Source organism: uncultured Aggregatibacter sp., from assembly GCF_901873365.1.
Lineage (GTDB): Bacteria > Pseudomonadota > Gammaproteobacteria > Enterobacterales > Pasteurellaceae > Aggregatibacter.
On the sequence record NZ_CABFLM010000011.1, the window covers coordinates 1 to 24536 of the forward strand.

The window sequence follows — 24536 nt, forward strand, 5'->3', positions numbered from 1 at the left end:
AACTTGTTGCACGAAATCATGAATGCCCGAAAGCGTTAAATAACGTTCCGTGCGTAATTTAGTCGTGCATCAAGATGCACGCTACGAACTGGCTGATGGCGACGACGTGCTACTCATCAAAGATTTAAAACTTAAAGGCTCCTCTGAAGTATTAAAGAAAGGCACTAAATTTAAAGGCATCCGCCTTGCCCGAGGCGATCACAACGTGGATTGCGGCAAAATTATGCTGAAATCGGAGTTTTTGAAGAAGGCGTAGGTGAAAAAAGCCATCTGTCGTAAGCAGGTGGCTTTTGTCATTTTATTTTCTTCCGCCGAACTTATTTACAATACGTCTACCTAACCAACAGTATATCTTTGATACAGGAGAACTTTATGCAAGCAAAAACATGGTTGGCTTCGTTGGTAGGGTTGGCTGTTTCCGGTATGGCTATGGCGAACCCACCGCAAGGGAATGATCCGTTGGCGGATGCGCCGTATTTCAATAAAACGGACAGTGGCTATGATCTAAAATTCTCACCGAAAACTTACCGCACTTTAGAGGCGAAAGTGAATGGTGAGACGGTGAAATTCCGTGCGTTTGAAAAGATTGTGTATGTGCAAAACCCGGTTGAGCCGGATTATCAGACACTGAACATTTATGTGCCGGAAGCCTATTTTAATAATGGCAAAATCAATGGCTTTAATGCCAAGAGCGCGCCGATTTTCCTGCCGAATGCGGTGGGCGGTTATATGCCGGCAAAAGCGGCAACCTATGATGCAAAAGGCTTCGGCAGTGGTGATAAACCTAACGCAATTTTGACCGCACTTTCCAAGGGCTATGTGGTGGCAAGTGTGGGTGCGCGTGGACGGACGTTGGAGAAAGACGGCAAATATACCGGCAAGGCACCGGCAGCGATTATTGATTTGAAATCGGCGGTGCGTTATTTGCATTTTAACGATGAAGCAATGCCGGGTGATGCCAATAAGATCATTTCTAACGGCACCAGCGCAGGTGGAGCATTGTCCGCTTTGTTAGGCGCAAGCGGTGACAGCATGGATTATGTTGAGTATTTAAAACAAGTCGGCGCGGCAGAGGCGAGTGATGTCATTTTTGCGGTGTCCGCCTATTGCCCGATTACCAATTTGGAACACGCCGACAGCGCTTATGAGTGGGAATTTAACGGCTTGAACGATTATCGCCGAATGGACATGAGCCGTTTGAATGCACAAAGTTTTAATGATCGTTCTCAAGCTGCGGCAAAAGCCACAATTGAGGGCACGTTGACGGCTGCGGAAATTCAGGTGTCCGATCAACTAAAAGCCGAGTTCCCATCTTATTTAAATAGTCTGAAATTAGAAGATGAGAAAGGTAATGCCTTGACGTTAGATGCGCAAGGTAACGGTTCTTTTAAAGATTATGTGAAAAATGTCATTGTGCGCGCGGCAGATAAAGCCCGTAAAAGTGGCGTGACCTTTGAAGATAAACCTTGGGTGAAACTGAACAAGGAAGGCGTCAGCGACATTGATTGGGAGGGCTATATTCACTCAGAAAAACGCATGAAATCACCACCTGCCTTTGATGCGCTGAATTTGAGTTCCGGCGAAAATAACTTATTCGGTACGGAAAGCGTGAATAATCAGCATTTTACAGACTATTCCATGCAACATAGTACCGAGAAAGGGAAAATGGCAGATAAGCACGTCATTCAGTTAATGAACGCGATGAATTATGTGGATCATGGCAAAACCGCATATTGGCGCATTCGTGCAGGTACTTCTGATCGTGATACCTCGCACGCCATCAGTGCGATACTTGCAATAAAACTGCGTATGGCAGGCAAACAGGTGGATTATGAAACTCCGTGGGGCGTGCCGCATTCGGGTGATTATGATCTGGACGAGCTGTTCCAATGGATGGATAGTATCAGTAAATAATTGGTCATAGCCATAAAAGTGCGGTTAGTTTTGGTGACGTTTTATCTGAAAAACAGTCTGAAAACCGACCTCACTTTTCTCTCAAAAAAAACGGCGCTTTGTTAATCAAGCGCCGTTTTTGTTTTTTAAAGAGAAAGTGCGGTGGTTTTTCACCGCATTTTTACTTAACGAGAGTAGTAACCTGCCATTGAGCTGTAAACGGCATTTTCTGCCTGAATTACATTGAATTTGGCTTGCAAAATGGAAAGCTGGGAGGCTTTTTCTGTATTGGCCGCCGTCAACCATTCGCGCAATTCAGACACGCCTGCATTATAGCGGTTGCGGTAATATTGCGTGATGCGTTGGTTGTAATTGTACGTTTGTTGCACGTTGGCAAACTGGCTTTGCGCTTGAGTAAAAGCAAAGTAGTTGGTATCTACGTCATTTAACGCGGTGGTGATACTTTTTTCATAGTTTAAACGAGCTGTTTCGTAATCTGCTTCAGAGATTTTCACGTTCCATTTAACCGTATTCCAATTTAAGAACGGCAGTGTAATACCAACGTTGCCGGCACCAATAGAGGAGGATGTGGTTGTCCCGGTTTGATTGGTGGCATTGCGGCTTAAACTCCCGCCCAATGTGATTTCCGGGAACCAGCTTTTTTCTGTGGCTTTGGCATTTTTGAATGCGCTGCTTAAACGGGCTTGATAGCCTTTAACATCAGGACGATTGGCGATCACGGAAACCGGCACGTTTAAATTCACGCCCACAGTTTTCACGCTCAAAATATGCGGGAAGTTGATGTTTAATGCGTCATCCGGTTTTAAGTTTAGCAAATTGCGTAAGGTTTTTTCTGCGTTTTTATGGTTGGTTTGCAAAGTAATTAAATTATTACGCGCCGTTAATACCGCTTGCTGTGCCTGATCTACGCTAGCACTGTCTGCGACACCTTGCGCCAAGCGATTTTTCATGATGTTGCTGATGTCGGTGTAATACTTAATGCTTTCTTGTGTGGTGCTAATGGCATCGTTTAAATAGGCAATTTGGTAGTAGGTTGTCACCACCGAGTTGATTAAAGAAAGACGGGTAGATTCCATGTCTTCAATGGTGGCTTTATGCGACCATTCTGCTGCATCGGCGGTATCCGCTAAACGACGCCATAAATCCAACGTATAAGACACATTTAATGCGCCGGTGTGTGTGATCGCGGAATTGCCACCACGATTAATGTCTTTTTGAGCAGAGGATTTTGCCGCACCGCTAAAGGCTGGAATGAGGTTTGCCCCGGCAAGGTTGGCGCTATACAGCGCACGGTTGACGGAAACCGCTGCTTTGGCTAAGTCTTTGTTATTTGCAAGGGCTTGTTCGACCACACGGTTGAGTTGTGCATCGTTATAAAGCGACCACCAGTTGTCTTTAATGTTATATTGCTTGGTGATCTCTTCATATTGTTTGTAATTATCGAGGCTGGCTTGATAAGAATCGCCGATATTGGCACAGCCGGCAAGGGTTGTTGCCATCACCACTGCAAGGGTTAATTTTTTCATTTTTAACATTTTTTATCCTTCTTTAAGGTTCAAGGGGGCTATTTTATGCCTCAAAAGTGCGGTCGATTTTAACCGCATTTTTAGCTTTTACAAAATCTATTCACGGGCTAATGCCATAATCGGATCTAATTGTGCTGCACGTTTTGCCGGGGTGTAGCCGAACACTACGCCGATTAAGCTCGAAAAAGCGACGGCGGCAATAATCGAACCGCCGGAAAATGCCATGGTGAAATCGGTCATAAAGGTGTTAAACAGCACTCCAATCGCACCGGAAAGCAAAATGCCGGTGACGCCACCGATAAGACAAATCAACACGGCTTCAATTAAAAATTGTTGCAGGATGTTGGATTGTCTTGCGCCGATTGCCATGCGCACACCGATTTCTTTGGTGCGTTCGGTCACCGATACCAACATAATGTTCATCACGCCAATCCCGCCGACGATCAAGGAAATAAAGGCGATAGAGGAGATAAGTAATTTCATCGTGCCGGTGGTGCTTTCGATGGTTTGTTTAATAGTGTCGCTGTTCATGATGAAGAAGTCTTTTTTGCCGTGGCGTAGCGTCAGCAATTCCGTAATGCCTTTTTCTGCCGCTGTTGAGTTGATCTCTTCCGCCACTTTCACCGTAATCGAACCGATTTTTTTACTGCCTGAAATGCGGTTCATGACAGTGGTGTAGGGCGCATAAAGATTCAGTGAACTGCTCGCACCACCCATTTGTCGGTCGGACACAACACCAATAATACGCAACGGGCGTTTATTAAACATCACCACTTTGCCGAGCGGATCTTCATTGGGGAAAATGGCTTTTTTGGCACTTTCATCAATTAACGCCACTTGCGCGTTTTCTGCGACATCCTGCGCTGAGAGTAGGCGACCTTGTTTTAATTTTAAACCTTCCACATCAAAAGATTCTTCGCTCACACCTTTTAAGGACGTCGTCGAAAACGCTTTATTCGCATAAATCAAGGTGCCGCTTGAATAACTGTTCGGCGTAACGCTTTGCACATAGGTTTGTTGGCTTAATGTGTTGGCATCGCTAACTGTAAGATTTTGCATTTGTTCCGCACGGCGATCGCCAAAGCCGGTGCCGTTAAAAATGGTGATGGTGTTTGTGCCGATGCCGCGAATATTTTCTAAAATTTTTTGTTGCGAACCATTGCCTAACGCCACCACGGACACCACGGAGGTAATCCCAATAATGATGCCAAGCATGGTGAGTAGGGAACGCATTTTATGTGCCACAATGGCACTAACAGACATCCGAAAGGCTTCCATCAGCTGATCTTTGCTGAAGCCGAAACGTCCTTTAAAAACACCTGAATTTTTGACCGCACTTTTCACCGGCTGGGTTTGCGTGTCACTGATAATTTCGCCGTCTTTGATTTCAATCATCCGATTGGCGCTGGCAGCGATCTGTTTATCGTGGGTAACCATAATAATGGTATGCCCTTCTTGGTGCAGTTGACGTAGGATTTCCATCACATTTTCGCCACTTTGCGAATCCAACGCACCGGTGGGTTCATCGGCTAAAATGATTTCACCGCCGTTCATTAGGGCGCGGGCGATACTCACACGTTGTTGCTGCCCGCCGGAGAGTTGATTCGGCTTATTCTGCCATTTATCGCTTAACCCCAGTTTTTCCAATAATTGTTTGGCGCGTTCCAAACGTTGGTTGTGGGGCATGCCCGCATAAATTGCCGGTAATGCCACGTTTTCTGCTGCGGTGAGGCTGCTCAATAAATTGTAACGTTGGAAAATAAACCCGAATTTTTGGCTGCGTAAATCGGAGAGTTGATCGGCACTTAATTCAATGGTTTCTTTCTCATCGATTTTGTACGAACCGCTGGTCGCCGTATCGAGGCAACCGATAATGTTCATCAACGTGGATTTACCTGAACCCGATTGCCCGATAATGGCAACGAAATCGCCTTTTTCGATATTTAATGAAATGTCTTTCAGAATATGAACGCGATTTTCGCCGGCACCAAAGTAGCGGTTGATGTTTTTCATTTCAATAATATTCATTGGAAATTTCCACCGCACTTTAGAAGATTCGTGGCCCACGCATACTGCCGACGGCTTCGCCGGCAGCCACTTGTGACACAATGACTTTTTCGCCTTCAGCAACGCCGGATTTAATTTCTGTTTGGTAATCATTTTGTACACCGATTTCTACTTCACGTTGTTCCGGTTGGTTGTTGCTGTTTAATACCTTCACAAAGGTTTTACCGTTTTGCGTTTGAATTGCCATATTCGGCACGGATAGCACATTTTGCGCGTTGGCAATTTTGATGTTGTTTTCCGTGGTCATGCCGATGCGCAAAATATGGTTGGGATTTTCCACGATAATGTTGGCGTAATAATAAACTGCACTGTTACTGGTGCTTGACGTTGAAGTTGTGGTGCTGGACGTGGAGCTATTGCTAATCGTTGTTGTCGCCGGATCAACGGATTCAATTTTGGCGTGATAACGGGTTTTGCTGTCGGACAAAATACTAAAGGTCACCTCTTGTCCGGCTTTCACCTTCGTAATATCGCCTTCGGAAATTTCCGGTTTAATGCGCATTTTGCTTAAATCTGCCACTTTGACGATGGTCGGCGTGGTTTGATTAGAGTTTACCGTTTGGCCTTCAGAAACCGGTGTAGCAATCACTGTGCCGTCAATCGGTGAGGTGATTTTTGTATAGCTCACATTGGTTTCCGCGGTATTCACTTCAATTTCTGCTTGTTTGATGTTTTCCTGCACTACATTCATTTCTGCTTTGGCGCTATCTAAGGTCGCTTTTGCGCTGTTTAAGCTGTCCAAGGAGGTGCTTTTTTGCGCATACAATTTGGTTAAACGATTGTAATTAGAAAGCGCCACATCATAGGCAGTTTTACGCGCGACAAACTGGGCTTGGTAGCTTGCAAGCGCCGCTTTTCGGGTGTTTAACGTGTTGATTTGGGTGGTGGAATCAATCTCTGCAATTAAATCGCCTTTTTTCACTTGTTGACCTAAAGCCACGTAGAGTTTGGTGACTTTACCGGAAACCTGCACGCCCACATCAACGGTGTTGATACTTTCAATTGAGCCGGTCGCCACCACATTTTTTTCAATGTCGCCACGTTGCACGGTTTCCGTTAAATAAGTGGTTTTAGGCGTGGAATCACCCATAAAAAAATAACCGCCGGTGATCACCGCGGCAGCCAGTGCGGCCATTATCCAATATTTTTTTGTCATATTTTCTCAAGGGTTAAGGAAACAGTGAAAATAGAATACAGGAGAAAGATTAAGGAAATCTTAATTATTAATGAATGAACGTTCATTTAGTGGCGCATTTTAGTGATTCTTCTTCGGATATTCAAGTGAGAATCAAAAACGGAACTTGAATATTTATGTATTGTTATTAAAATGTAAGACAATTGTATTACATTAAGGAGACTAAAATGACTTCATATACTTTTCGATTAGATCCTGAATTAAAAGAGCAGGCCTTTTCTGTTTTCAGAAGCTACGGATTAAACCCGGCTCAGGCACTAAAAATGATTTTACAACAAGTGGTTTCGACAAAAACGATTCCGGTTCAGTTAGATTATCAACCGAATGAAACAACGATCCGTGCTATGGAAGATGCCTTAAGTGGAAAAGTGGAAAGCGTAGAAGCTGAGAACGTAGAGGAGCTGATTAAAAAAATGCAACGTGTCGCAAACGAGGCATAAATGAAAATTAGCTTTACTAAAGACTATAAACGCGATCTCAAACGATTAGCCAATCAACACCCATTCTGAAGTTTTTCGCTAATCGCTTTCAATAACAAACCGCCTTCTTCGCTTTTTGTGTCATAGCGTGTAGAATAGTGCGGTTATTTTTTTATGCGTTTTAATTGAGAAAATTATGAGTACAGAAACTATCTTAGAAACGACGGAAAATGCCCGTCCGCACAATTTTATTACCCAAATTATTGATGAAGATTTAGCGTCCGGTAAACACCAACGCGTTCACACCCGTTTTCCGCCTGAGCCGAACGGCTATTTGCACATCGGTCATGCCAAATCTATCTGTTTAAATTTCGGTTTAGCAAAAGAATATAACGGTTTATGTAACCTCCGTTTTGACGACACCAACCCGGTGAAAGAAGATGTGGAATATGTGGATTCCATCAAAGCCGATGTGGAATGGTTAGGTTTCAAATGGGAAGGTGAGCCGCGTTATGCTTCCGATTATTTTGATGCACTTTATGGTTACGCCATTGAACTTGTCAAAAAAGGGTTGGCATATGTGGATGAACTTTCGCCGGAAGAAATGCGTGAATATCGCGGCACCTTAACCGAACCGGGCAAAAACAGCCCGTATCGTGATCGTAGCGTGGAAGAAAACCTTGCCTTATTTGAAAAAATGAAAAACGGCGAATTTGCCGAGGGTAAAGCCAGCCTACGTGCAAAAATTGACATGGCGTCACCGTTTATGGTGATGCGCGATCCAGTACTTTATCGCATTAAATTTGCCAGCCATCACCAAACGGGCGACAAATGGTGCATTTATCCGATGTATGATTTCACCCATTGTATTTCTGATGCCCTTGAGCGTATTACGCACTCCTTATGTACCCTTGAGTTCCAAGATAACCGTCGTTTATATGATTGGGTGTTGGAAAATATCAGCATTGAGCGCCCATTGCCGCATCAATACGAGTTCTCCCGTTTAAATTTAGAAGGCACGTTAACCTCTAAACGTAAATTATTAAAACTGGTAAACGATGAAATTGTGGACGGTTGGAATGATCCGCGTATGCCGACGATTTCAGGTTTGCGCCGCCGCGGTTATACACCTGCCTCAATTCGTGAATTCTGTCGTCGTATTGGCGTGACAAAACAAGACAACGTGGTGGAATACAGCGCATTAGAATCTTGCATTCGTGATGATTTAAACCAAAATGCGCCGCGAGCCATGGCAGTGATCGATCCTGTTCGTGTGGTGATTGAAAATTTTGAAGGCGAAGAAATGTTAACTGCGCCGAATCACCCGAATCGTCCGGAATTAGGCGAACGTCAATTGCCATTCACCAAAGAAATTTACATCGATCGCGCAGATTTCCGTGAAGAAGCCAACAAACAATATAAACGCTTAGTGTTAGGCAAAGAAGTGCGTTTGCGCAACGCTTACGTGATTAAAGCCGAACGTGTGGAAAAAGATGCCAACGGTGAAATCACCACCATTTTCTGTACCTATGATCCGGAAACCTTAGGTAAAAACCCGGCAGATGGTCGCAAAGTGAAAGGCGTAATCCACTGGGTTTCCGCAACGCACAACCACCCGGCAGAATTCCGTTTATATGAACGCCTTTTCACCGTGCCAAACCCGGGTGTAGAAGAAAACATCGAAAGCGTGCTAAATCCAACATCCTTAGTGGTGAAACACGGTTTTGTCGAACAAAGCCTTGGCAATGCGGAAGCAGAAAAAGGCTACCAATTTGAACGTGAAGGCTATTTCTGTGCCGACAGCAAAGACAGCCACCCGGAACATTTGGTGTTTAACTTAACGGTGAGTTTGAAAGAAGGTTTCTAACCTCATCACTCATTAAAAAGTGCGGTGGATTTTTTAGGTGTTTTTTCCCCATAGACTTTTGTGTGAATTAAATCTTGCTATTTGGTGAGTAAGTGGCTATAATGCGCTCCATATTTCGGACGCGGGGTGGAGCAGCTTGGTAGCTCGTCGGGCTCATAACCCGAAGGTCGTTGGTTCAAATCCGGCCCCCGCAACCAATCACAAGTTCAGTAAAAAGAACCCCAATTTTGGGGTTTTTTTATACGATAAATTTGTTGTTTAACTATCAACGCATGATATGTAATTGGTTGATAATTATTGAAAAACTGGGCTGTAAGCCCTTTTTTTATGTCTGTCGTTTGAGGAGGCTGTTTTGGCAACTTTAGAACAAAAATTACAAGAATTATTACAAGGTTCGGTTGAAGGTCTTGGTTGTGAGCTTTGGGGCATTGAATGTCAACGTGTCGGTCGCTATTTAACTGTGCGTTTATTTATTGATAAAGAAGGTGGCGTAACCGTAGAAGATTGTGCTGATGTCAGCCGTCAAGTGAGCGCTGTGTTGGATGTGGAAGATCCGATTGCCGATAAATATAACCTAGAAGTGTCTTCACCGGGTTTAGATCGCCCATTATTTACCTTGGCGCAATATGCCCATTATATCGGTCAGGACATTGTCGTGCATTTGCGCATTCCGGTAGCGGATCGTCGTAAATGGCAAGGCGAATTAGCAAAAATTGAAAATGACATGATTACGCTGATTGTGGATAAACAAGAGCAAGTTTTAGCGTTTGGCAACATTCAAAAAGCCAACGTTGTTGCGAAATTTTAAATTTAAAGAAGGATAAAAAAGCATGAGTAAAGAAATTTTATTAGCGGCCGAAGCGGTATCCAATGAAAAATTATTGCCACGTGAAAAAATCTTTGAGGCCTTAGAAAGTGCGATTGCGCTTTCTACTAAGAAAAAATATGAATACGAAGTCGATGTGCGTGTTGCGATTAATCCGAAAACCGGAGAGTTTGATACCTTCCGCCGTTGGGTTGTCGTGGAAAATGTGATGAACCCGACCAAGGAAATTACATTAGAAGCGGCGCGTTTAGAAAATCCGGATATTCAATTAGGCGACTATGTGGAAGATCAAATTGAATCCATCGCCTTTGATCGTATTGCCATGCAAACTGCGCGTCAGGTTATTAGCACCAAAATTCGTGAAGCGGAACGCAGCAAAATTGTCGATCAATTCCGTGCAAAAGAGGGGCAAATTGTCACTGCAACAGTGAAGAAAAGTAACCGAGACAGCGTTATTTTAGATGTAAATGGTGAAGATGGTAATAAAGCCGAAGCCGTGATGTTGCGTGAAGATATGTTGCCACGTGAAAACTTCCGTCCGGGTGACCGAGTGCGTGGTGTGCTATATAAAGTGAGTCCGGAAAGCAAAGGCGCACAATTATTTGTAACACGCGCGAAGGCGGAAATGTTAGTGGAATTATTCCGTTTGGAAGTGCCTGAAATTGGCGAAGAATTAATTGAAATTAGAAGTGCCGCCCGTGATCCGGGTTCTCGTGCCAAAATTGCAGTAAAAAGCAACGACAAACGGATTGATCCGGTCGGTGCCTGTGTCGGTATGCGTGGTTCGCGCGTGCAGGCGATTACCAATGAATTAGGCGGTGAGCGTGTGGATATCGTCCTTTGGGATGACAATCCGGCACAATTTGTGATTAATGCAATGGCGCCGGCAGATGTAAGTTCTATCGTGGTTGATGAAGACAAGCACGCGATGGATATTGCGGTAGAAGATGCCAACTTGGCGCAAGCGATTGGACGTAACGGTCAAAACGTACGCTTGGCAACACAATTAACCGGTTGGACATTAAATGTGATGACCACCGAAGAATTAAGCGAAAAACATCAGGCGGAAGATAATAAAGTCTTAAATTTATTTATTGACGCATTAGAAATTGATGAAGAATTTGCTCAATTACTCATTGATGAAGGTTTCTCAACATTGGAGGAATTGGCTTATGTACCGGTTCGTGAGTTAACGGCAATTGACGGTTTGGAAGACGAAGATTTAGTCGAAGAGTTACAAACTCGTGCAAAAAATGCGATCACCGCAAAAGCGTTGGCAGAAGAAGAAGCCTTAAAACAAGCGAAAATTGAAGATCGTTTATTAAACCTTGACGGCATGAATCGTCATATCGCATTTAAATTGGCGGAAAAACACATTACGACATTGGAAGAATTAGCCGAGCAGGGCGTTGATGATTTAACCGATATTGAAGAACTCAGTGCCGAACAAGCGGCAGATTTAATTATGGCAGCCCGAAATATTTGTTGGTTCACTGAGTAATAAGGGAGTGAAAAGATGACTGAAGAATTAAAAACGAATGCACCCAAGAAATTAAGTTTAAAGCCACGTACAAAAACTACGGTGAGCACAACCAGTGCCTCCGGTAAAAGCAAGGAAGTTCAGGTTGAAGTGCGTAAGAAACGTACGGTTCCAACCGAAGCTGCATTGAAAGCAGAAGAGGCTGCAAAATTAAAAGCACAGCAGGAAGCTGAACAAAAAGCGGCTGAACAAAAGGCGGCGGAAGAGAAAGCTGCAAAAGAGAAAGCGGCTAAAGAAAAAGCAGCGAAGGAAAAAGAAGCTGCAGAGAAAGCGAAACAAACGCAAGTGAAACAAGCACAAAGTGCGGTTAATAATCCGCCTAAATCAGCTGATCCGGAAAAAGAAAAACGTAAAGCTGAAGAAGCGGAATTACGTCGTAAAGCGGAAGAGGTTGCTCGTCAAAAAGTGGAAGAACAGGCGCGTAAAGCGGCTGAGGAAGCGAAACGTTATGCTGAAGCTGATACGTCAAGCAATGAAAGCACCTCAGAAGATTATACCGATTACAATTTAAGCTCTCGTTATGCTTTAGAAGCAGAAGATGAAGAAGAACGTCGTAATGAAAATCGTGGTCGTGGTAAAAATAAAGTCGCTAAAGCGAAAAAAGGCGGACGTGATGATGAAAGCAATAAAAACGAGCGCGAGTCTAACCGCCGCAATCTAAAAGACGGTAAATTCGGCAAAGGTAAAAATGGTAAGAAAGGTGCTGCATTACAACAAGCCTTTACAAAACCTGTCCAGGCGGTGAAAACAGATGTTGTCATTGGTGAAACCATTACCGTTGCAGAATTAGCAAATAAGATGGCGACCAAAGCGACTGAAATCATCAAAGCAATGATGAAAATGGGCGAAATGGTGACTATTAACCAAGTGCTTGACCAAGAAACGGCGCAATTAGTGGCAGAAGAATTAGGTCACAAAGTCATTCTTCGTAACGAAAATGAGCTTGAAGAAGAAGTATTAGGCGATCGTGATGTTAATGCTGAAAAAGTGACGCGTGCGCCAGTGGTCACTATTATGGGACACGTTGACCACGGTAAAACATCTTTGCTTGACTATATTCGTAAAGCCAAAGTTGCTGCGGGCGAAGCTGGTGGGATTACCCAACATATCGGTGCTTATCATGTCGAAACCGATGATGGCAAAATGATCACTTTCTTAGATACACCGGGGCACGCAGCGTTTACCTCTATGCGTGCACGTGGTGCGAAAGCGACAGACATCGTGGTGCTCGTGGTTGCCGCGGATGACGGCGTGATGCCACAAACCATTGAAGCGATCCAACACGCGAAAGCAGCCGGTGCGCCTTTAGTGGTTGCGGTGAATAAAATTGATAAACCGGAAGCCAACCCGGATCGCGTAGAACAAGAATTGCTTCAACACGAAGTGATTTCTGAAAAATTCGGTGGTGATGTGCAATTCGTACCGGTTTCTGCGAAGAAAGGCATGGGTATCGATGATTTATTAGATGCCATCCTACTTCAATCAGAAGTACTTGAATTAACCGCGGTGAAAGATGGCATGGCAAGTGGTGTTGTGATCGAATCTTATCTTGATAAAGGTCGCGGTCCGGTGGCAACCATTCTTGTTCAATCTGGTACGTTACATAAAGGCGATATCGTACTTTGTGGTTTTGAGTATGGCCGTGTACGTGCAATGCGTGATGAAAATGGCAAAGAAATTAACGAAGCCGGTCCGGCGATTCCAGTGGAAGTGCTTGGTCTTTCCGGTGTGCCTGCTGCCGGTGATGAAGCGACCGTAGTGCGTGATGAGAAAAAAGCACGTGAAGTTGCCTTATACCGTCAAGGCAAATTCCGCGAAGTAAAACTTGCTCGTCAGCAAAAAGCCAAATTGGAAAATATGTTCAGCAATATGGCAGAAGGTGATGTGGCAGAACTCAATGTCATTGTGAAAGCTGACGTACAAGGTTCTGTGGAAGCTATCGTTCAATCCTTAATGGAGCTTTCAACGGATGAAGTGAAAGTGAAAGTGGTCGGTTCCGGCGTGGGCGGTATTACTGAAACAGATGCGACTTTAGCGGCAGCATCCAATGCGATCATTGTCGGTTTTAACGTGCGTGCGGATGGCTCTGCTCGCCGTATTATCGAAAATGAAAATATTGATTTACGTTATTATTCCATCATTTATGAATTGCTTAACGAAATCAAAGCGGCTATGAGCGGTATGCTACAACCTGAATTCAAACAAGAAATTATTGGTATGGCTGAAGTGCGTGATGTATTCCGTCATCCGAAGTTTGGTGCGATCGCCGGTTGTATGGTAACCGAAGGTATTGTGAAACGTAACAACCCAATTCGTGTCTTGCGCGACAACGTAGTGATCTTTGAAGGTGAACTAGAATCGCTTCGCCGCTTCAAAGATGACGTATCTGAAGTGCGTAACGGTATGGAATGTGGTATCGGCGTGAAGAATTACAATGACGTAAAAGTCGGCGACCAGATTGAAGTATTCGAAGTGGTTGAGGTTAAACGCTCAATTTAATTTTCAAAGAAAATGCGATCAAATGTGATCGCATTTTTTTTAGAAAAACGATTTAATTTATTCCCATTATTCGTGCAACAAGTTGCACGCTACGAAGCAAAACAGGCCTTAAAGCTACCGCAGTTGTAGCGTGTATCTTGATGCACGAAATCCATATTGTTTTAAATCCGATAACGATTAAAACACGTCTTAAAGCTACCGCAGTTGTAGCGTGCATCTTGATGCACGAAATTCGTATCGTTTTAAATCCGATAACGATCAAAACAGGTCTTAAAGTTACCGCACTTTTGAAATGAATGACGAGATTAAGTGCGTCTATTCGTGCAACAAGTTGCACGCTACGCAGGCTATCAAAACACGCCTTAAAGTTACCGCAGTTGTAGCGTGTATCTTGATGCACGAAATCTCTATTTTTGCATCTTGATGCGGGTTTAATGGCCGTACATGATCACTTGAATGATTAACAAAATGGATGAAATCACAAATTGGCAGCCAACAATCGGCATGACGAATTTAATCCATTTATTGAACGGAATATTCAGCATTTGTAAGGTTACCAGCACCAAACCTGTGGGCGCAAGGAAGAGCATGATGTATTGCCCCCAGTTGTAAGCTGAAACCACGATGTCTCTTGGAATGCCGACGGTATCGGCTAATGGTGCCATAATTGGCATGGACAGCACGGCAAGGCCGGAAGAGGAGGGCACGATGAGACCTAAGAAGATAAAAATCAGAAGTTGTCCGATAATAAAAACGCTACCGTGCATACCGCTTACCAAGTGCGACAGATAATCAAGAATTGTATCAGAGATCATGCCTTGTTCCAAAATGATGTTGACCGCACGAGCAAGGCCAATAATCAGTGTTACGCCCACGAGTTCGGAAGCGCCGTGTGTGAAGCCGTGGATGAGATCTTTTTCAGGTAATCCGCTGATAAACATAATGAGAATAGTGATTGCCAAGAAGGAGGCGGCCATTTGAGGAAACCACCAGCCGCCGAACATGACACCCCATACCATAAGTGGGAATGCGCAGCAGAATAAAATCAGAATGAGTTTTCTTTTAAAGGTGAAGTCAACGGTGGCGTTGGGATCGATATCTTTCATGTAGTGATCATAGAAGGCTTGACGATCTTCGTAGGTATAAGAGAATGCGGGATTGGCAGTCAGTTTTTTGCAATACCATCTCATATAAACAATGACGCAAATTCCACCTAATATCAGTCCGATGGCACGGAATCCGATGCCTTCAGTGAATGGAATGCCGGCGGCATTTGAGGCGATGACAACGGAGAACGGATTAATGGTGGAAAATGCGGTACCCATTGACGCCGCAAGGAAGATAGCGCCGACGCATACAATGGCATCGTACCCTAGTGCTAAAAACACCGGCACAAGAATCGGGTAAAACGCGACGGCTTCTTCCTCGATGCCGCAAGCTGTTCCTCCCAGTAGCATTAACACGCACACCGCAAACACCACAGAAAATTCATTGCCTTTTGTCTTTTTTGCCAGCGACATTAAGCCGGCATTAAATGCACCAGTTTTATTGATCACGCCAATCATGCCACCTAAGATAAAAATAAAGACCATAATATCTGCCACTTCAATGGTGCCATCCACCATGGCATGGAGCATATCGATGGCATTTTTTTCGTGTTGTGTAACGCGTTGATAAGTATCGGGAATGGCAATGGGTTTTTTGATTATGCCGTTGGTGAAATGGGAAAGCTGAATTTTAATATTAAATTGATTGAGGGTTTGTTCGGTTGCAGGATAGCGTTGATCAGGGTTTCCGTAGCTTTTGACAATGAACTGTTTCTCAGTGTTGTCGTAGGAAAGTTTGGAATAAGCGCCCGAGGGAATAAGCCAAGTTAAACCAATGGCCATTAGAAGAATGATAAAAAGAATGCTAAATGCGGAAGGAAAAGTCATCTTTTTCGTCGATGTTTTCATGATGAAACGCTCCTTGTGTTCGGATTAGTGAATAAACCGAGCGCGCATTCTACACAGACAACAGGGAAAAAGCAAAGATTAAATGGTTGTGATTTCCTGTAATAACAGGGTACGCAATCGTTTACCTAAGTTAAGCGGATTAAACCATGTCTGCGCTTAAAAGCGTAAGTAAAAAAGAAATAAAAAATCCACCGCACTTTGTATGGGGTGGATTGCGGATTATTGATTCATTGACATACACAACAACGTCAATGGATGGATACAGGTTACATTAGATGACATATCGATCTGCCATTTACAAGTTTGGCATTCTGAAATCACATAATCAAATCCACCTGCATTGATGTGATCAAATAGTGTTTTCCCGATAGCTTGAGACACTTCATAGTTTTCCGCCTTGAAACCGTATGTCCCGGCGATACCACAACATTGTGATGGCAACATCACCACTTCTAATCCCGGAATTTGTTTTAACACTTCCAAGGTGTACGGTGCCCAACCCGCTTTATCCACGTGACATGCGGTGTGATAAGCCACGCGTAATTTCAATGGTTTAAGTGGTAAGGTTTTACCTTCTTTAAAGAGCTGATACAAGAATGGTGTCACCATGTGAATATGCGGACGAACTTTCGCATTGTCGATACCTAAAATATGATGATACTCATCGCGTAAATTTAAGGCACAACTTGATGCTTCGCTGATCACATCCAAGCCATTTTCATCCACCATTTTGCCGATGTAATCGGTGTTAAATTGCGCAATTTTTTTCGCACGTTCTGGAAATTGGTTCACGCTTAATGGCAAGCCACAGCATTTTTCTTTTTCCAATAACACCACGCCAATATCCATGGCATTGAACACTTGAATAAATTCTTTACCCAATTGTGGGTTATTGTAGTTCACATAACAGCCATGATAATACGCCACTTTACGTTCGAATTTTTGTTGGTCTGCCAACATTTTCTTCATATACCAGCTGCGGAACGTACCAAAGGAATATTTTGGTAATGTACGATGACGGCTGATTTTCAATGCTTTTTCCAACACAAATTTTGTCGCTTTTAAGCCTGTGAGAGTGTTCACAATCGGCGCAAGCGGTGTGTTAAGTGTTCCCATAATATCGGTGTTACTTAAAATCGCATCACGTAATTTTTGCACCGCTGGCTTGTGTTGTTGAGCAAGGTATTTGTTTCTTGCGCGAACAATAATATCACCGATTTTTACATCAGACGGACACGCAATTTCACAACGTTTACAGTTAGTACAATATTTCAAGGCTTCATCATACAGCTCGGCTGATTTTAAGCGTAAACGCTCACCATCTGGGCCTGATTGTTTTGGACCTGGGTAGTTTGGATTTTGACGTGAAACAGGACATACCGCTGTGCACGCTGTACATTTAATGCAGCTCTCAAAACTTTCATCAAAGGCATGATGATGTTGTGGTGCATTAAGGGATTGTTTTGCATTTTCAATTAATTGTTGAATGTTCATAACGCCTCCTTAATGTGTGTTGTGAAGAATTTCATCCGCAACAGCAAGCGCTGTGACTACTGCCACGCCAGAACCACAACCGAGTTCTAGTGCATTGAAACCACCAATCACATTACCCACCGCATATAAATTCGTTAAAAATTGACCGCTCTTTTGCACTTGGCATTGCGCATTAATCGCCACGCCCGCAGATTGGTACGGTTGCGGATTTGAGAAACGATGATCTGTCCAAGTAAAACGATCGGTATCTTTAAAGCCTTCCACACCGATGATGTCAGAATAGAATACCGGTTCGTAGATTTTATCGAATTCAGAGACTAAACCTTTACTGAAGAAGCTGCCTGACGCTAAGACGAAATGCTCTGCCGTGATTTCTTCCTCTTCGTGCAAACGCGTTTGAATGGCGCGAACTTTGTTACCATCAAAATGCGCTTTTAATGCGCTGTCGCCATTCATCATCAAACCGCCCAATTTTTCAAAACGACGACGTAATTGAATACGTTGGCGCATACCTAATAAAGACGGTGGTAAAGTTGGTAATTCAAATAATGGTAAGCCAGTTGCTTTACGAAGTGACTCCATAAATTCTTGATTTTCTAGACCGAAACAAGCCGGTAAGAAAATCGCTTCTGTGCCTTTCGCAGCTTCTTTCATTTCAGCCACAAGATCATCGAATTTCAGTTTATATTCTAAAACTTGCGCAATGTTCACACTGCGGAATTCGCGCGAATTTGCACGTAACTGATCCAGTTCAGGAATATTTAAAAAGCCCGTTTTCACTTCACAATGAGCAAATTGTGGATTGAGCGTAAGGTTATCCGCCAATAATTCCGGTTGGAAATCGTGATAGCCTTCAATGCCTAAAACCGCAATTTTTTTATACGGGAATGGGGTTTCGCCTTGTACGGTTGGCACACTATTTGGTGAAAGCCATGCACCACGTAAACTCCCTAAACCCGTTACTCGAAGATGATTTTCTGCACTTGAGCCAATTAAATCTAAATTTAACGATTCCGCTAATTTTTCAAAAGCGTGCGCTTTCGCTAATACACGTTCAACACCCATAATGCTATAAGGGTGTTGTGGTAATTGAGCTGCAAGTGCGGTCAAATTTTCAGGAATATTTTTAACAAACGCACCATTTGGTAAACGGCTTAATAAATCTAATGAGCCGGATGCAAAATCAATCGCTGCTTGGCCGTTATTGATAATGACACAACGTTTGCCTTGTTCTTGTAGGGCGATGCCGCAAGTTAAACCTGCAAGGCCGCCACCAATAATCACTACATCAAAATTCATTGTTATCCGTCCCTTGCTGTTTGTCAGTTTCAAGCGGTTGAACATCATTTAAGCCCAACACACTGCCATACATCCATGAAGTAAATTCGGCTTCACGAATCGCTTCGCCCCATGCAATAGGCTCAATACCACGCCAACGTTCCTCCATGAAAGAGGTTAATTGTGTGGTAGATTGGCGAGGCGTTGCCACTTCAAAACGATGCATTAAACCTGCTGCACGGCATGCGCAAAGCTCAGCTTGGCAAGTCCCCATTCCCACACGAGTACGGCGACGTAAATCCACTAAGTTATTCACATTTAATTCATCAACAGCATAACGTACTTCACCCGCTGTCACGGCTTCACATTCACACACCATTGAACGATCAAGACGTTCTTTATCTAATAACCGAGTTGCACGAGAACCATGACGATACACCGCTGAATAACGAATCGGACTTGGAAGTGAAATGACTTTCTGATTGGTTTCTGCACGGCTTTCACTTGAACCCGGTAATGGACGCTCTGCAGTCGTACAACGTGCTGTTTTGTTGAGTTTTTTACAAATAAGATCCGTTGCCCATTCAGCCATTAAGCGATAAGTCATTAATTTACCACCAGTGATAGTGATAAAGCCGTCTAAGCCGTCACGTTCTGCGTGGTCAAGTAACACGATACCACGGCTTACGTTACGACCAGATGGGTCATCATCTGTCGCCACCAATGGACGCACACCGGCATAAGCACGTAATACACGAGTATGACGTAAGCTTGGCGCAAGTTTTTCCCCCTCACGGAATAAGATATCCACTTCTTCCGGGGTGACTTCCATGTTATCGATTTGATCGTAAGGAATACGGCTAGAGGTTGTACCGATAACACAAATGGTATCCCCTGGCACAAGAATGTCCGCATCCGCCGGTTTACGGCAACGGTTAATCACCATTTTGTTGATACGGTGACCCATGACAAGTAATGCACCTTTTGCTGGGAACATTTTGATTTTAAGATCCGCATATTCTGCTATGCCTTGTCCCCAAATACCACCTGCATTGACGACTAATGGCGCAAAGAATTTACGGTTTACACGATTTTTGTGATCGTAAACATCCACACCGATTACTTTGCCACCTTCGCGAATTAAGTTTTTCACTTCGCAATAAGTGAACATTTTCGCGCCATTTTCGGTGGCATCCATCACGTTGGAGGCGGTTAAACGAAAAGGATCGATTGAACCATCTGGCACAACTACTGCACCGACTAAATCTGGGTTTACTGATGGTTCCATAATTTTGGCAAGTTGAGGATCAATGGCAACGGCCTCAATACCGGATTTGGTACAACTTTCAATGAACGTTTTTTGATAATCAAGGGAATCTTCAGGTAAGGTGATAAATAAACCTTCTGTTTCATCCACACAGTGACGAGCGATATTGCGCAGAATTCGGTTTTCTTTAATACATTCTTCTGCGGATTCCTGATCGTTTACGGCATAACGCGCACCACTATGTAACAAACCATGATTACGGCCTGTTGCGCCTGTCGCAATATCACGACGCTCTAATAAAATACAGTCAATGCCACGCAATGCGCAGTCACGAGCAATTCCCGCACCTGTCGCACCACCACCAATGATAATCACATCCGTCGAAATCGGGGAAAAATCTCCCGCATCACGATACAGATTAGGCGATAATCCCATTGTTACCCCCAAGCCAAAATATGAATAAAAAGAAACGTAAAAACGGTTATAAACTGAGTAGCTATTGTAGGGAAGTGCGGTTAAATTCACAACATTTTGAGCGAAAAAGAAAGCTGTTTTGTGAGAGGGATCACATAATTTTCGAATTCGCTCATTTGTTAAAAAATATTTTGTGAAATGCATCACATTTTTGAATTATTTCCCTGTTTAATTTCTGTTTTTATTTTATCATGCACGCTATCCCCAACATGGGGGTGGACTCATAATTAAAATGATATTGGAGAGAAATTATGTTTGGACCATTTAAACCCGCACCGCATATTGCGGAACTTCCGGCGGAGAAAATTGATTCCACGTATAAACGCTTACGTTGGCAAGTGTTTGCAGGGATTTTCTTTGGTTATGCCGCATACTATTTTGTGCGTGCAAACTTCGACTTGGCACAACCGGGCTTAATTCAAGCCGGCTTGTACTCAAAAGCGGAATTAGGTGTTATCGGCTCAGCAGCTGGTCTTGCCTATGGTTTATCTAAATTCGTCATGGCGGGGATGTCTGACCGTTCGAACCCGCGTGTGTTCTTACCATTTGGTTTATTGCTTTCCGGTCTTTGTATGACCATGATGGGGTTATTCCCATGGGCTACTTCAGGCATTGCCATCATGTGGGTCATGATCTTCTTAAATGGTTGGTTCCAAGGGATGGGTTGGCCTCCATGTGGTCGTACAATGGTGCACTGGTGGTCTAAATCAGAACGTGGGACGATCGTATCTATCTGGAATACCGCGCACAACATCGGTGGTATGATGCCGGGTGCGATGGTGCTATTAGCCAGTGCGATCTTCTTCAGTACTCACGGTGTTGAAGCGCAAGCCAAAGATATTTGGCAACAATCCCTCTACTATCCGGGTATTGCAGCAATGCTTTGTGCGATTCCGGTGTATTTCGTGATGCGTGATACGCCACAATCTTGCGGTTTACCATCAATCGAAAAATGGCGTAATGACTATCCGGATGACTATAACGAAAAAACGTACGAAAACGATTTAAGCACAAAAGAAATCTTCGTCACTTATGTATTGAAAAACAAATTGTTATGGTACATCGCAATTGCTAACGTATTCGTATATTTAATCCGCTACGGCGTATTAAAATGGTCTCCGGTTTACTTGAGCGAAGTAAAACACTTCAACATCAAAGGTACCGCATGGGCATACACAATCTATGAATTAGCAGCGGTTCCAGGTACATTATTATGTGGTTGGGTATCCGATAAAGTCTTCAAAGGTAAACGTGGTTTAACCGGTTTCATCTTCATGATCTTAACTACCGCAGCAGTTGTAGCATACTGGATGAACCCAGCTACACCAGAAGCAGAGCTTGCAAACTACTCAGCATGGTATGAAAACCCATATCAATTAACCGACTTCATCTTAATGACCTTAATCGGTTTCTTAATCTACGGTCCGGTTATGCTTATCGGGTTACATGCGCTTGAACTTGCACCGAAAAAAGCGGCAGGTACGGCAGCAGGGTTCACTGGTTTATTCGGTTACTTAGGTGGTACAGTATCAGCATCTGCCGTTATCGGTTGGGCTGCACAACACTACGGTTGGGACGGCGGTTTCTACGTCATGATCGGCGGTGGTGTTCTCGCCGTGATCTTGCTCTTTATCGTCATGATTGAAGAAGGCAAACACAAAGCGAAATTAGGTGAACACTACGGTAAATAATCGTCAATGAGTTCAAAATTAAAGCGCCTTTCGGGGCGCTTTTTTTATGCGTAAACATTTTCGGAATTGCGATAAATTAGAGAAAGAGTAATCCGCACGTAAAACGTGCGGTTAATATGTTCTTTCGTTGATAAATTATCTTGAACCATGTAATCGTAGCGTGCAACTTGTTGCACGAAATCGTGAATGCCCGAAAGGGGTAAATAATACTCCGTGCGTGGTTTGGTCGTGCATCAAGATGCACGCTACGCACAAAATCGTGAATGCCCGAAAGGTTAAATAACGTTCCGTGTGTGGTTTGTTCGTGCAACAAGTTGCACGCTACGTACGAAATCGTGAATGCCCGAAAGGTTAAATAAAGACCTTTGCAAAATTCCCCAAAATCCCCACCAAGACATTTAGGGGATTTCTCATAAGCACCTTCTTCCAATAAACCGCACAAGCCATGATCGCCAAACACATCGACCGCTTCCCACTATTGAAGTTGGATCAAGTGATTGATTGGCACCCGATCGAGCAGTACCTGAATAGCCAAAGAACCCGTTATCTTAGAGACCATCGCGGCCATCCTGCCTATCCCCTGCTGTCCATGTTCAAAGCCGTCCTGCTCGGACAATGGCACAGCCTCTCCGATCCCGAACTCGAACACAGCCTCATTACCCGCATCGACTTCAACCTGTTTTGCCGTTTCGACGAACTGAGCATCCCCGATTACAGCACCTTATGCCGCTACCGTAACTGGCTGGCGCAAGACGACACCCTGTCCGAATTGCAGGAACTAATTAACCGCCAACTGACCGAAAAAGGCCTAAAAGTAGAGAAAGCATCCGCCGCCGTCATTGACGCCACCATTATTCAGACCGCCGGCAGCAAACAGCGTCAGGCCATAGAAGTCGATGAAGAAGGACAAGTCAGCGGTCAAACCACACCGAGCAAAGACAGCGATGCCCGCTGGACAAAGAAAAACGGCCTCTACAAACTCGGTTACAAACAACATACCCGCATCGATTCTGAAATCGCTTTCAGATGGCATTTCCGTATTAAGTGCGGTCGTTTTACAACCAGTTTTTTAGCAGCCCGCGAACAAATCGTTCAGCCCTTCGGCGATGGTCGGGTGGGTGAAGATTTGGTTTTTGACATAGCGGGCAGGGACGCGGAAATCGATTGCCATTTTAAACAGGTTGATGATTTCGTGCGCTTCGGCGCAGAACAGGGTTACGCCGAGGATTTCGCCGCTATGCGCGTCCACCACGGCTTTGAGCAGGCCGTCGGTTTGGTTGAGGATTTTGGCTTTCGGAATCGCGTCGGCTTTCAGTTTCAACACTTTCACCTCGCGCCCCGATTGCTGCGCGGCGGTTTCGGTTAAGCCGATATGGGCGAGCGGCGGCTCGGTAAAGGTGGCGGTCGGGAACGGGGTGCGGTCGGCGCGGTTGCGTTTGCCGTCGCCGAAAAGCTGTTCGCGCACGATGCGGTAGTCGTCGAGCGAGATGTAGGTGAACATCGGGCTGCCCGCCACGTCGCCCATCGCCCAAATGTGGTTTTTGCCTTGCACGCGCAGATGATCGTCAACGAGGATGAAGCCGCGTGGGTCGGTTTCGATGCCCGCGTTTGCCAAGCCCAATCCTTGCGTGTTCGGCACGCGGCCTACGCCCACCAGCACCGCGTCGGCGGTAAATTCGCCTTGCGAGGTGATGACGCTGGTGTCCGCCGTATTGTCGCGGAACGCTTCAATTTTCACGCCTTGCAACACCTTGATGCCTTTGCTGTTTAATACGCGCAGCATTTCTTCGGCGATGTCGCGATCTTCACGCGGCAGGAAGCGGTCGCCGCCGTCTAGAATCGTGATTTCGCTGCCGAAGGCGCGGAACATAAAGGCAAATTCCAAGCCGATGTAGCCGCCGCCGATGATGACGAGGCGGTCGGGGCGTTGGGTAAGCGAAAGCACGCCGGTGCTGTCCAGTACGCGCGGGCTGTCTTCGCCCGCCACGCCCAGGCGGCGCGGGGTGGCACCGGTGTTGATGAAAATGCGTTCGGCGGTAAGGGTTTGCTCGCCGCCGTCTGGGTCAGTCAGTTTGACCGTGCGATCGTCGAGAAACTCGGCGCGCGCGTTGAGCACGGTTACGCCGTCCAGATTGTCCAGTTTGGCGAAATTGGCGGCGCGCAATTTCGGAATCAGGGTGTTTTTCGCGTTCATCGCCGCCGCAAACACCGCCTCTTTGTTGGCGTTATGCCCGCGCTGCTCGCTCTCGACAATCAGTTTTTTGCTGGGAATACAGCCGATGTTGATGCAAGTGCCGCCGTACATCTGAGCCGACTGTTCCACCAGCACGACCTGTTGCCCGTGTTTCGCCAAATCCGCCGCCAGCGTTTTGCCCGCTTTGCCAAAGCCGATAATAAGATTTTGTGTGTGCATAATTTGTCTCCGTGAAATGATGGATTGCGCACCAATTATATACCTTATCGATTTGTTTTTACATGAGACCTTTGCAAAATCCCCCAAAATCCCACCAAGACATTTAGGGGA

At 44.7% G+C, this 24536-nt stretch carries 15 protein-coding genes, 1 tRNA gene and 2 pseudogenes; 10 read left to right on the forward strand and 8 right to left on the reverse strand.

Features of this window, described 5'->3' with window-relative positions; translation table 11 throughout:
• Positions 1-55: 55 nt before the first annotated feature.
• Together QZ106_RS00070 and QZ106_RS00075 are read left to right on the forward strand one after the other, a co-directional pair.
• Positions 56-256 (forward strand): annotated as a pseudogene (locus QZ106_RS00070) (zinc ribbon domain-containing protein YjdM); the annotation flags it as partial.
• Positions 257-372: 116 nt separating this feature from the next.
• The gene (locus QZ106_RS00075; RefSeq protein ID WP_295972678.1) at positions 373-1914 is read left to right on the forward strand and encodes a subtype B tannase; all 1542 of its coding nucleotides are present in this window, start codon (positions 373-375) and stop codon (positions 1912-1914) included.
• Positions 1915-2078: 164 nt separating this feature from the next.
• Here QZ106_RS00075 and QZ106_RS00080 read toward each other — a convergent pair whose 3' ends face one another.
• The 3 genes from QZ106_RS00080 to QZ106_RS00090 all read right to left on the reverse strand — a co-directional run bounded on the left by QZ106_RS00080 (position 2079) and on the right by QZ106_RS00090 (position 6663).
• Positions 2079-3449 carry a TolC family protein gene (locus QZ106_RS00080; protein WP_295972681.1) on the reverse strand — a complete coding sequence of 457 codons (1371 nt, stop codon included), beginning with the start codon at positions 3447-3449 and terminating at the stop codon, positions 2079-2081.
• 87 nt (positions 3450-3536) lie between these two features.
• Entirely contained in the window at positions 3537-5468 is a 1932-nt protein-coding gene (locus QZ106_RS00085) for a MacB family efflux pump subunit (protein ID WP_295972684.1), read from the reverse strand.
• Between the two features lie 19 nt (positions 5469-5487).
• Positions 5488-6663 carry an efflux RND transporter periplasmic adaptor subunit gene (locus QZ106_RS00090; protein ID WP_295972686.1) on the reverse strand — a complete coding sequence of 392 codons (1176 nt, stop codon included), beginning with the start codon at positions 6661-6663 and terminating at the stop codon, positions 5488-5490.
• Between the two features lie 206 nt (positions 6664-6869).
• On the opposite strand from QZ106_RS00090, the gene QZ106_RS00095 reads away from it, so the two are divergent.
• The 6 genes from QZ106_RS00095 (at position 6870) to infB (ending at position 13853) form a co-directional block, all read left to right on the forward strand.
• Complete coding sequence (locus QZ106_RS00095; RefSeq protein WP_295972689.1) at positions 6870-7142, forward strand: type II toxin-antitoxin system RelB/DinJ family antitoxin; 273 nt, start codon at positions 6870-6872, stop codon at positions 7140-7142.
• 175 nt (positions 7143-7317) lie between these two features.
• Positions 7318-8988, forward strand: a complete 1671-nt coding sequence (gene glnS / locus QZ106_RS00100) for a glutamine--tRNA ligase (protein ID WP_295972693.1) — start codon at positions 7318-7320, stop codon at positions 8986-8988.
• 120 nt (positions 8989-9108) lie between these two features.
• A tRNA-Met gene (locus QZ106_RS00105) sits at positions 9109-9185 on the forward strand.
• Between the two features lie 155 nt (positions 9186-9340).
• Positions 9341-9796 carry a ribosome maturation factor RimP gene (gene rimP, locus QZ106_RS00110; RefSeq protein ID WP_290521365.1) on the forward strand — a complete coding sequence of 152 codons (456 nt, stop codon included), beginning with the start codon at positions 9341-9343 and terminating at the stop codon, positions 9794-9796.
• A 22-nt stretch (positions 9797-9818) separates the two neighbouring features.
• Positions 9819-11315, forward strand: a complete 1497-nt coding sequence (gene nusA / locus QZ106_RS00115; RefSeq protein WP_295972698.1) for a transcription termination factor NusA — start codon at positions 9819-9821, stop codon at positions 11313-11315.
• A gap of 15 nt (positions 11316-11330) precedes the next feature.
• Positions 11331-13853, forward strand: coding sequence for a translation initiation factor IF-2 (gene infB / locus QZ106_RS00120; protein WP_295972702.1), 2523 nt, complete (start codon positions 11331-11333; stop codon positions 13851-13853).
• Positions 13854-14284: 431 nt separating this feature from the next.
• Here the strand turns inward: infB and QZ106_RS00125 are convergent, their stop codons facing one another.
• The 4 genes from QZ106_RS00125 to glpA all read right to left on the reverse strand — a co-directional run bounded on the left by QZ106_RS00125 (position 14285) and on the right by glpA (position 20282).
• Positions 14285-15808, reverse strand: coding sequence for a YfcC family protein (locus QZ106_RS00125; RefSeq protein ID WP_295972706.1), 1524 nt, complete (start codon positions 15806-15808; stop codon positions 14285-14287).
• Between the two features lie 219 nt (positions 15809-16027).
• The gene (gene glpC, locus QZ106_RS00130; protein ID WP_295972709.1) at positions 16028-17302 is read right to left on the reverse strand and encodes an anaerobic glycerol-3-phosphate dehydrogenase subunit GlpC; all 1275 of its coding nucleotides are present in this window, start codon (positions 17300-17302) and stop codon (positions 16028-16030) included.
• Positions 17303-17311: 9 nt separating this feature from the next.
• Positions 17312-18601: a glycerol-3-phosphate dehydrogenase subunit GlpB gene (gene glpB / locus QZ106_RS00135; RefSeq protein WP_295972711.1), complete on the reverse strand. Its 1290-nt coding sequence runs from the start codon at positions 18599-18601 to the stop codon at positions 17312-17314.
• The gene (gene glpA, locus QZ106_RS00140; protein ID WP_295972714.1) at positions 18591-20282 is read right to left on the reverse strand and encodes an anaerobic glycerol-3-phosphate dehydrogenase subunit A; all 1692 of its coding nucleotides are present in this window, start codon (positions 20280-20282) and stop codon (positions 18591-18593) included. The genes glpB and glpA overlap by 11 nt, the downstream gene beginning before the upstream one ends.
• 290 nt (positions 20283-20572) lie before the next feature.
• Between glpA and glpT the strand changes: the two genes are divergently transcribed.
• Together glpT and QZ106_RS00150 are read left to right on the forward strand one after the other, a co-directional pair.
• Positions 20573-22012, forward strand: a complete 1440-nt coding sequence (glpT, locus tag QZ106_RS00145; RefSeq protein WP_295972716.1) for a glycerol-3-phosphate transporter — start codon at positions 20573-20575, stop codon at positions 22010-22012.
• Between the two features lie 445 nt (positions 22013-22457).
• Positions 22458-23027 (forward strand): annotated as a pseudogene (locus QZ106_RS00150) (transposase); the annotation flags it as partial.
• 54 nt (positions 23028-23081) lie between these two features.
• Here QZ106_RS00150 and QZ106_RS00155 read toward each other — a convergent pair.
• Positions 23082-24425: an FAD-dependent oxidoreductase gene (locus QZ106_RS00155; RefSeq protein WP_109103832.1), complete on the reverse strand. Its 1344-nt coding sequence runs from the start codon at positions 24423-24425 to the stop codon at positions 23082-23084.
• Between the last annotated feature and the right edge of the window lie 111 nt (positions 24426-24536).

Coding starts and splice junctions, on each gene's coding strand:
- QZ106_RS00075 (WP_295972678.1), top strand. CDS start 373: ATGCAAGCAAAAACATGGTTGGCTTCGTTGGTAGGGTTGGCTGTTTCC.
- glnS (WP_295972693.1), top strand. CDS start 7,318: ATGAGTACAGAAACTATCTTAGAAACGACGGAAAATGCCCGTCCGCAC.
- QZ106_RS00125 (WP_295972706.1), bottom strand. CDS start 15,808: ATGAAAACATCGACGAAAAAGATGACTTTTCCTTCCGCATTTAGCATT.
- glpT (WP_295972716.1), top strand. CDS start 20,573: ATGTTTGGACCATTTAAACCCGCACCGCATATTGCGGAACTTCCGGCG.
- glpB (WP_295972711.1), bottom strand. CDS start 18,601: ATGAATTTTGATGTAGTGATTATTGGTGGCGGCCTTGCAGGTTTAACT.
- QZ106_RS00095 (WP_295972689.1), top strand. CDS start 6,870: ATGACTTCATATACTTTTCGATTAGATCCTGAATTAAAAGAGCAGGCC.
- QZ106_RS00090 (WP_295972686.1), bottom strand. CDS start 6,663: ATGACAAAAAAATATTGGATAATGGCCGCACTGGCTGCCGCGGTGATC.
- QZ106_RS00085 (WP_295972684.1), bottom strand. CDS start 5,468: ATGAATATTATTGAAATGAAAAACATCAACCGCTACTTTGGTGCCGGC.
- QZ106_RS00155 (WP_109103832.1), bottom strand. CDS start 24,425: ATGCACACACAAAATCTTATTATCGGCTTTGGCAAAGCGGGCAAAACG.
- nusA (WP_295972698.1), top strand. CDS start 9,819: ATGAGTAAAGAAATTTTATTAGCGGCCGAAGCGGTATCCAATGAAAAA.
- QZ106_RS00080 (WP_295972681.1), bottom strand. CDS start 3,449: ATGTTAAAAATGAAAAAATTAACCCTTGCAGTGGTGATGGCAACAACC.
- infB (WP_295972702.1), top strand. CDS start 11,331: ATGACTGAAGAATTAAAAACGAATGCACCCAAGAAATTAAGTTTAAAG.
- glpA (WP_295972714.1), bottom strand. CDS start 20,282: ATGGGATTATCGCCTAATCTGTATCGTGATGCGGGAGATTTTTCCCCG.
- glpC (WP_295972709.1), bottom strand. CDS start 17,302: ATGAACATTCAACAATTAATTGAAAATGCAAAACAATCCCTTAATGCA.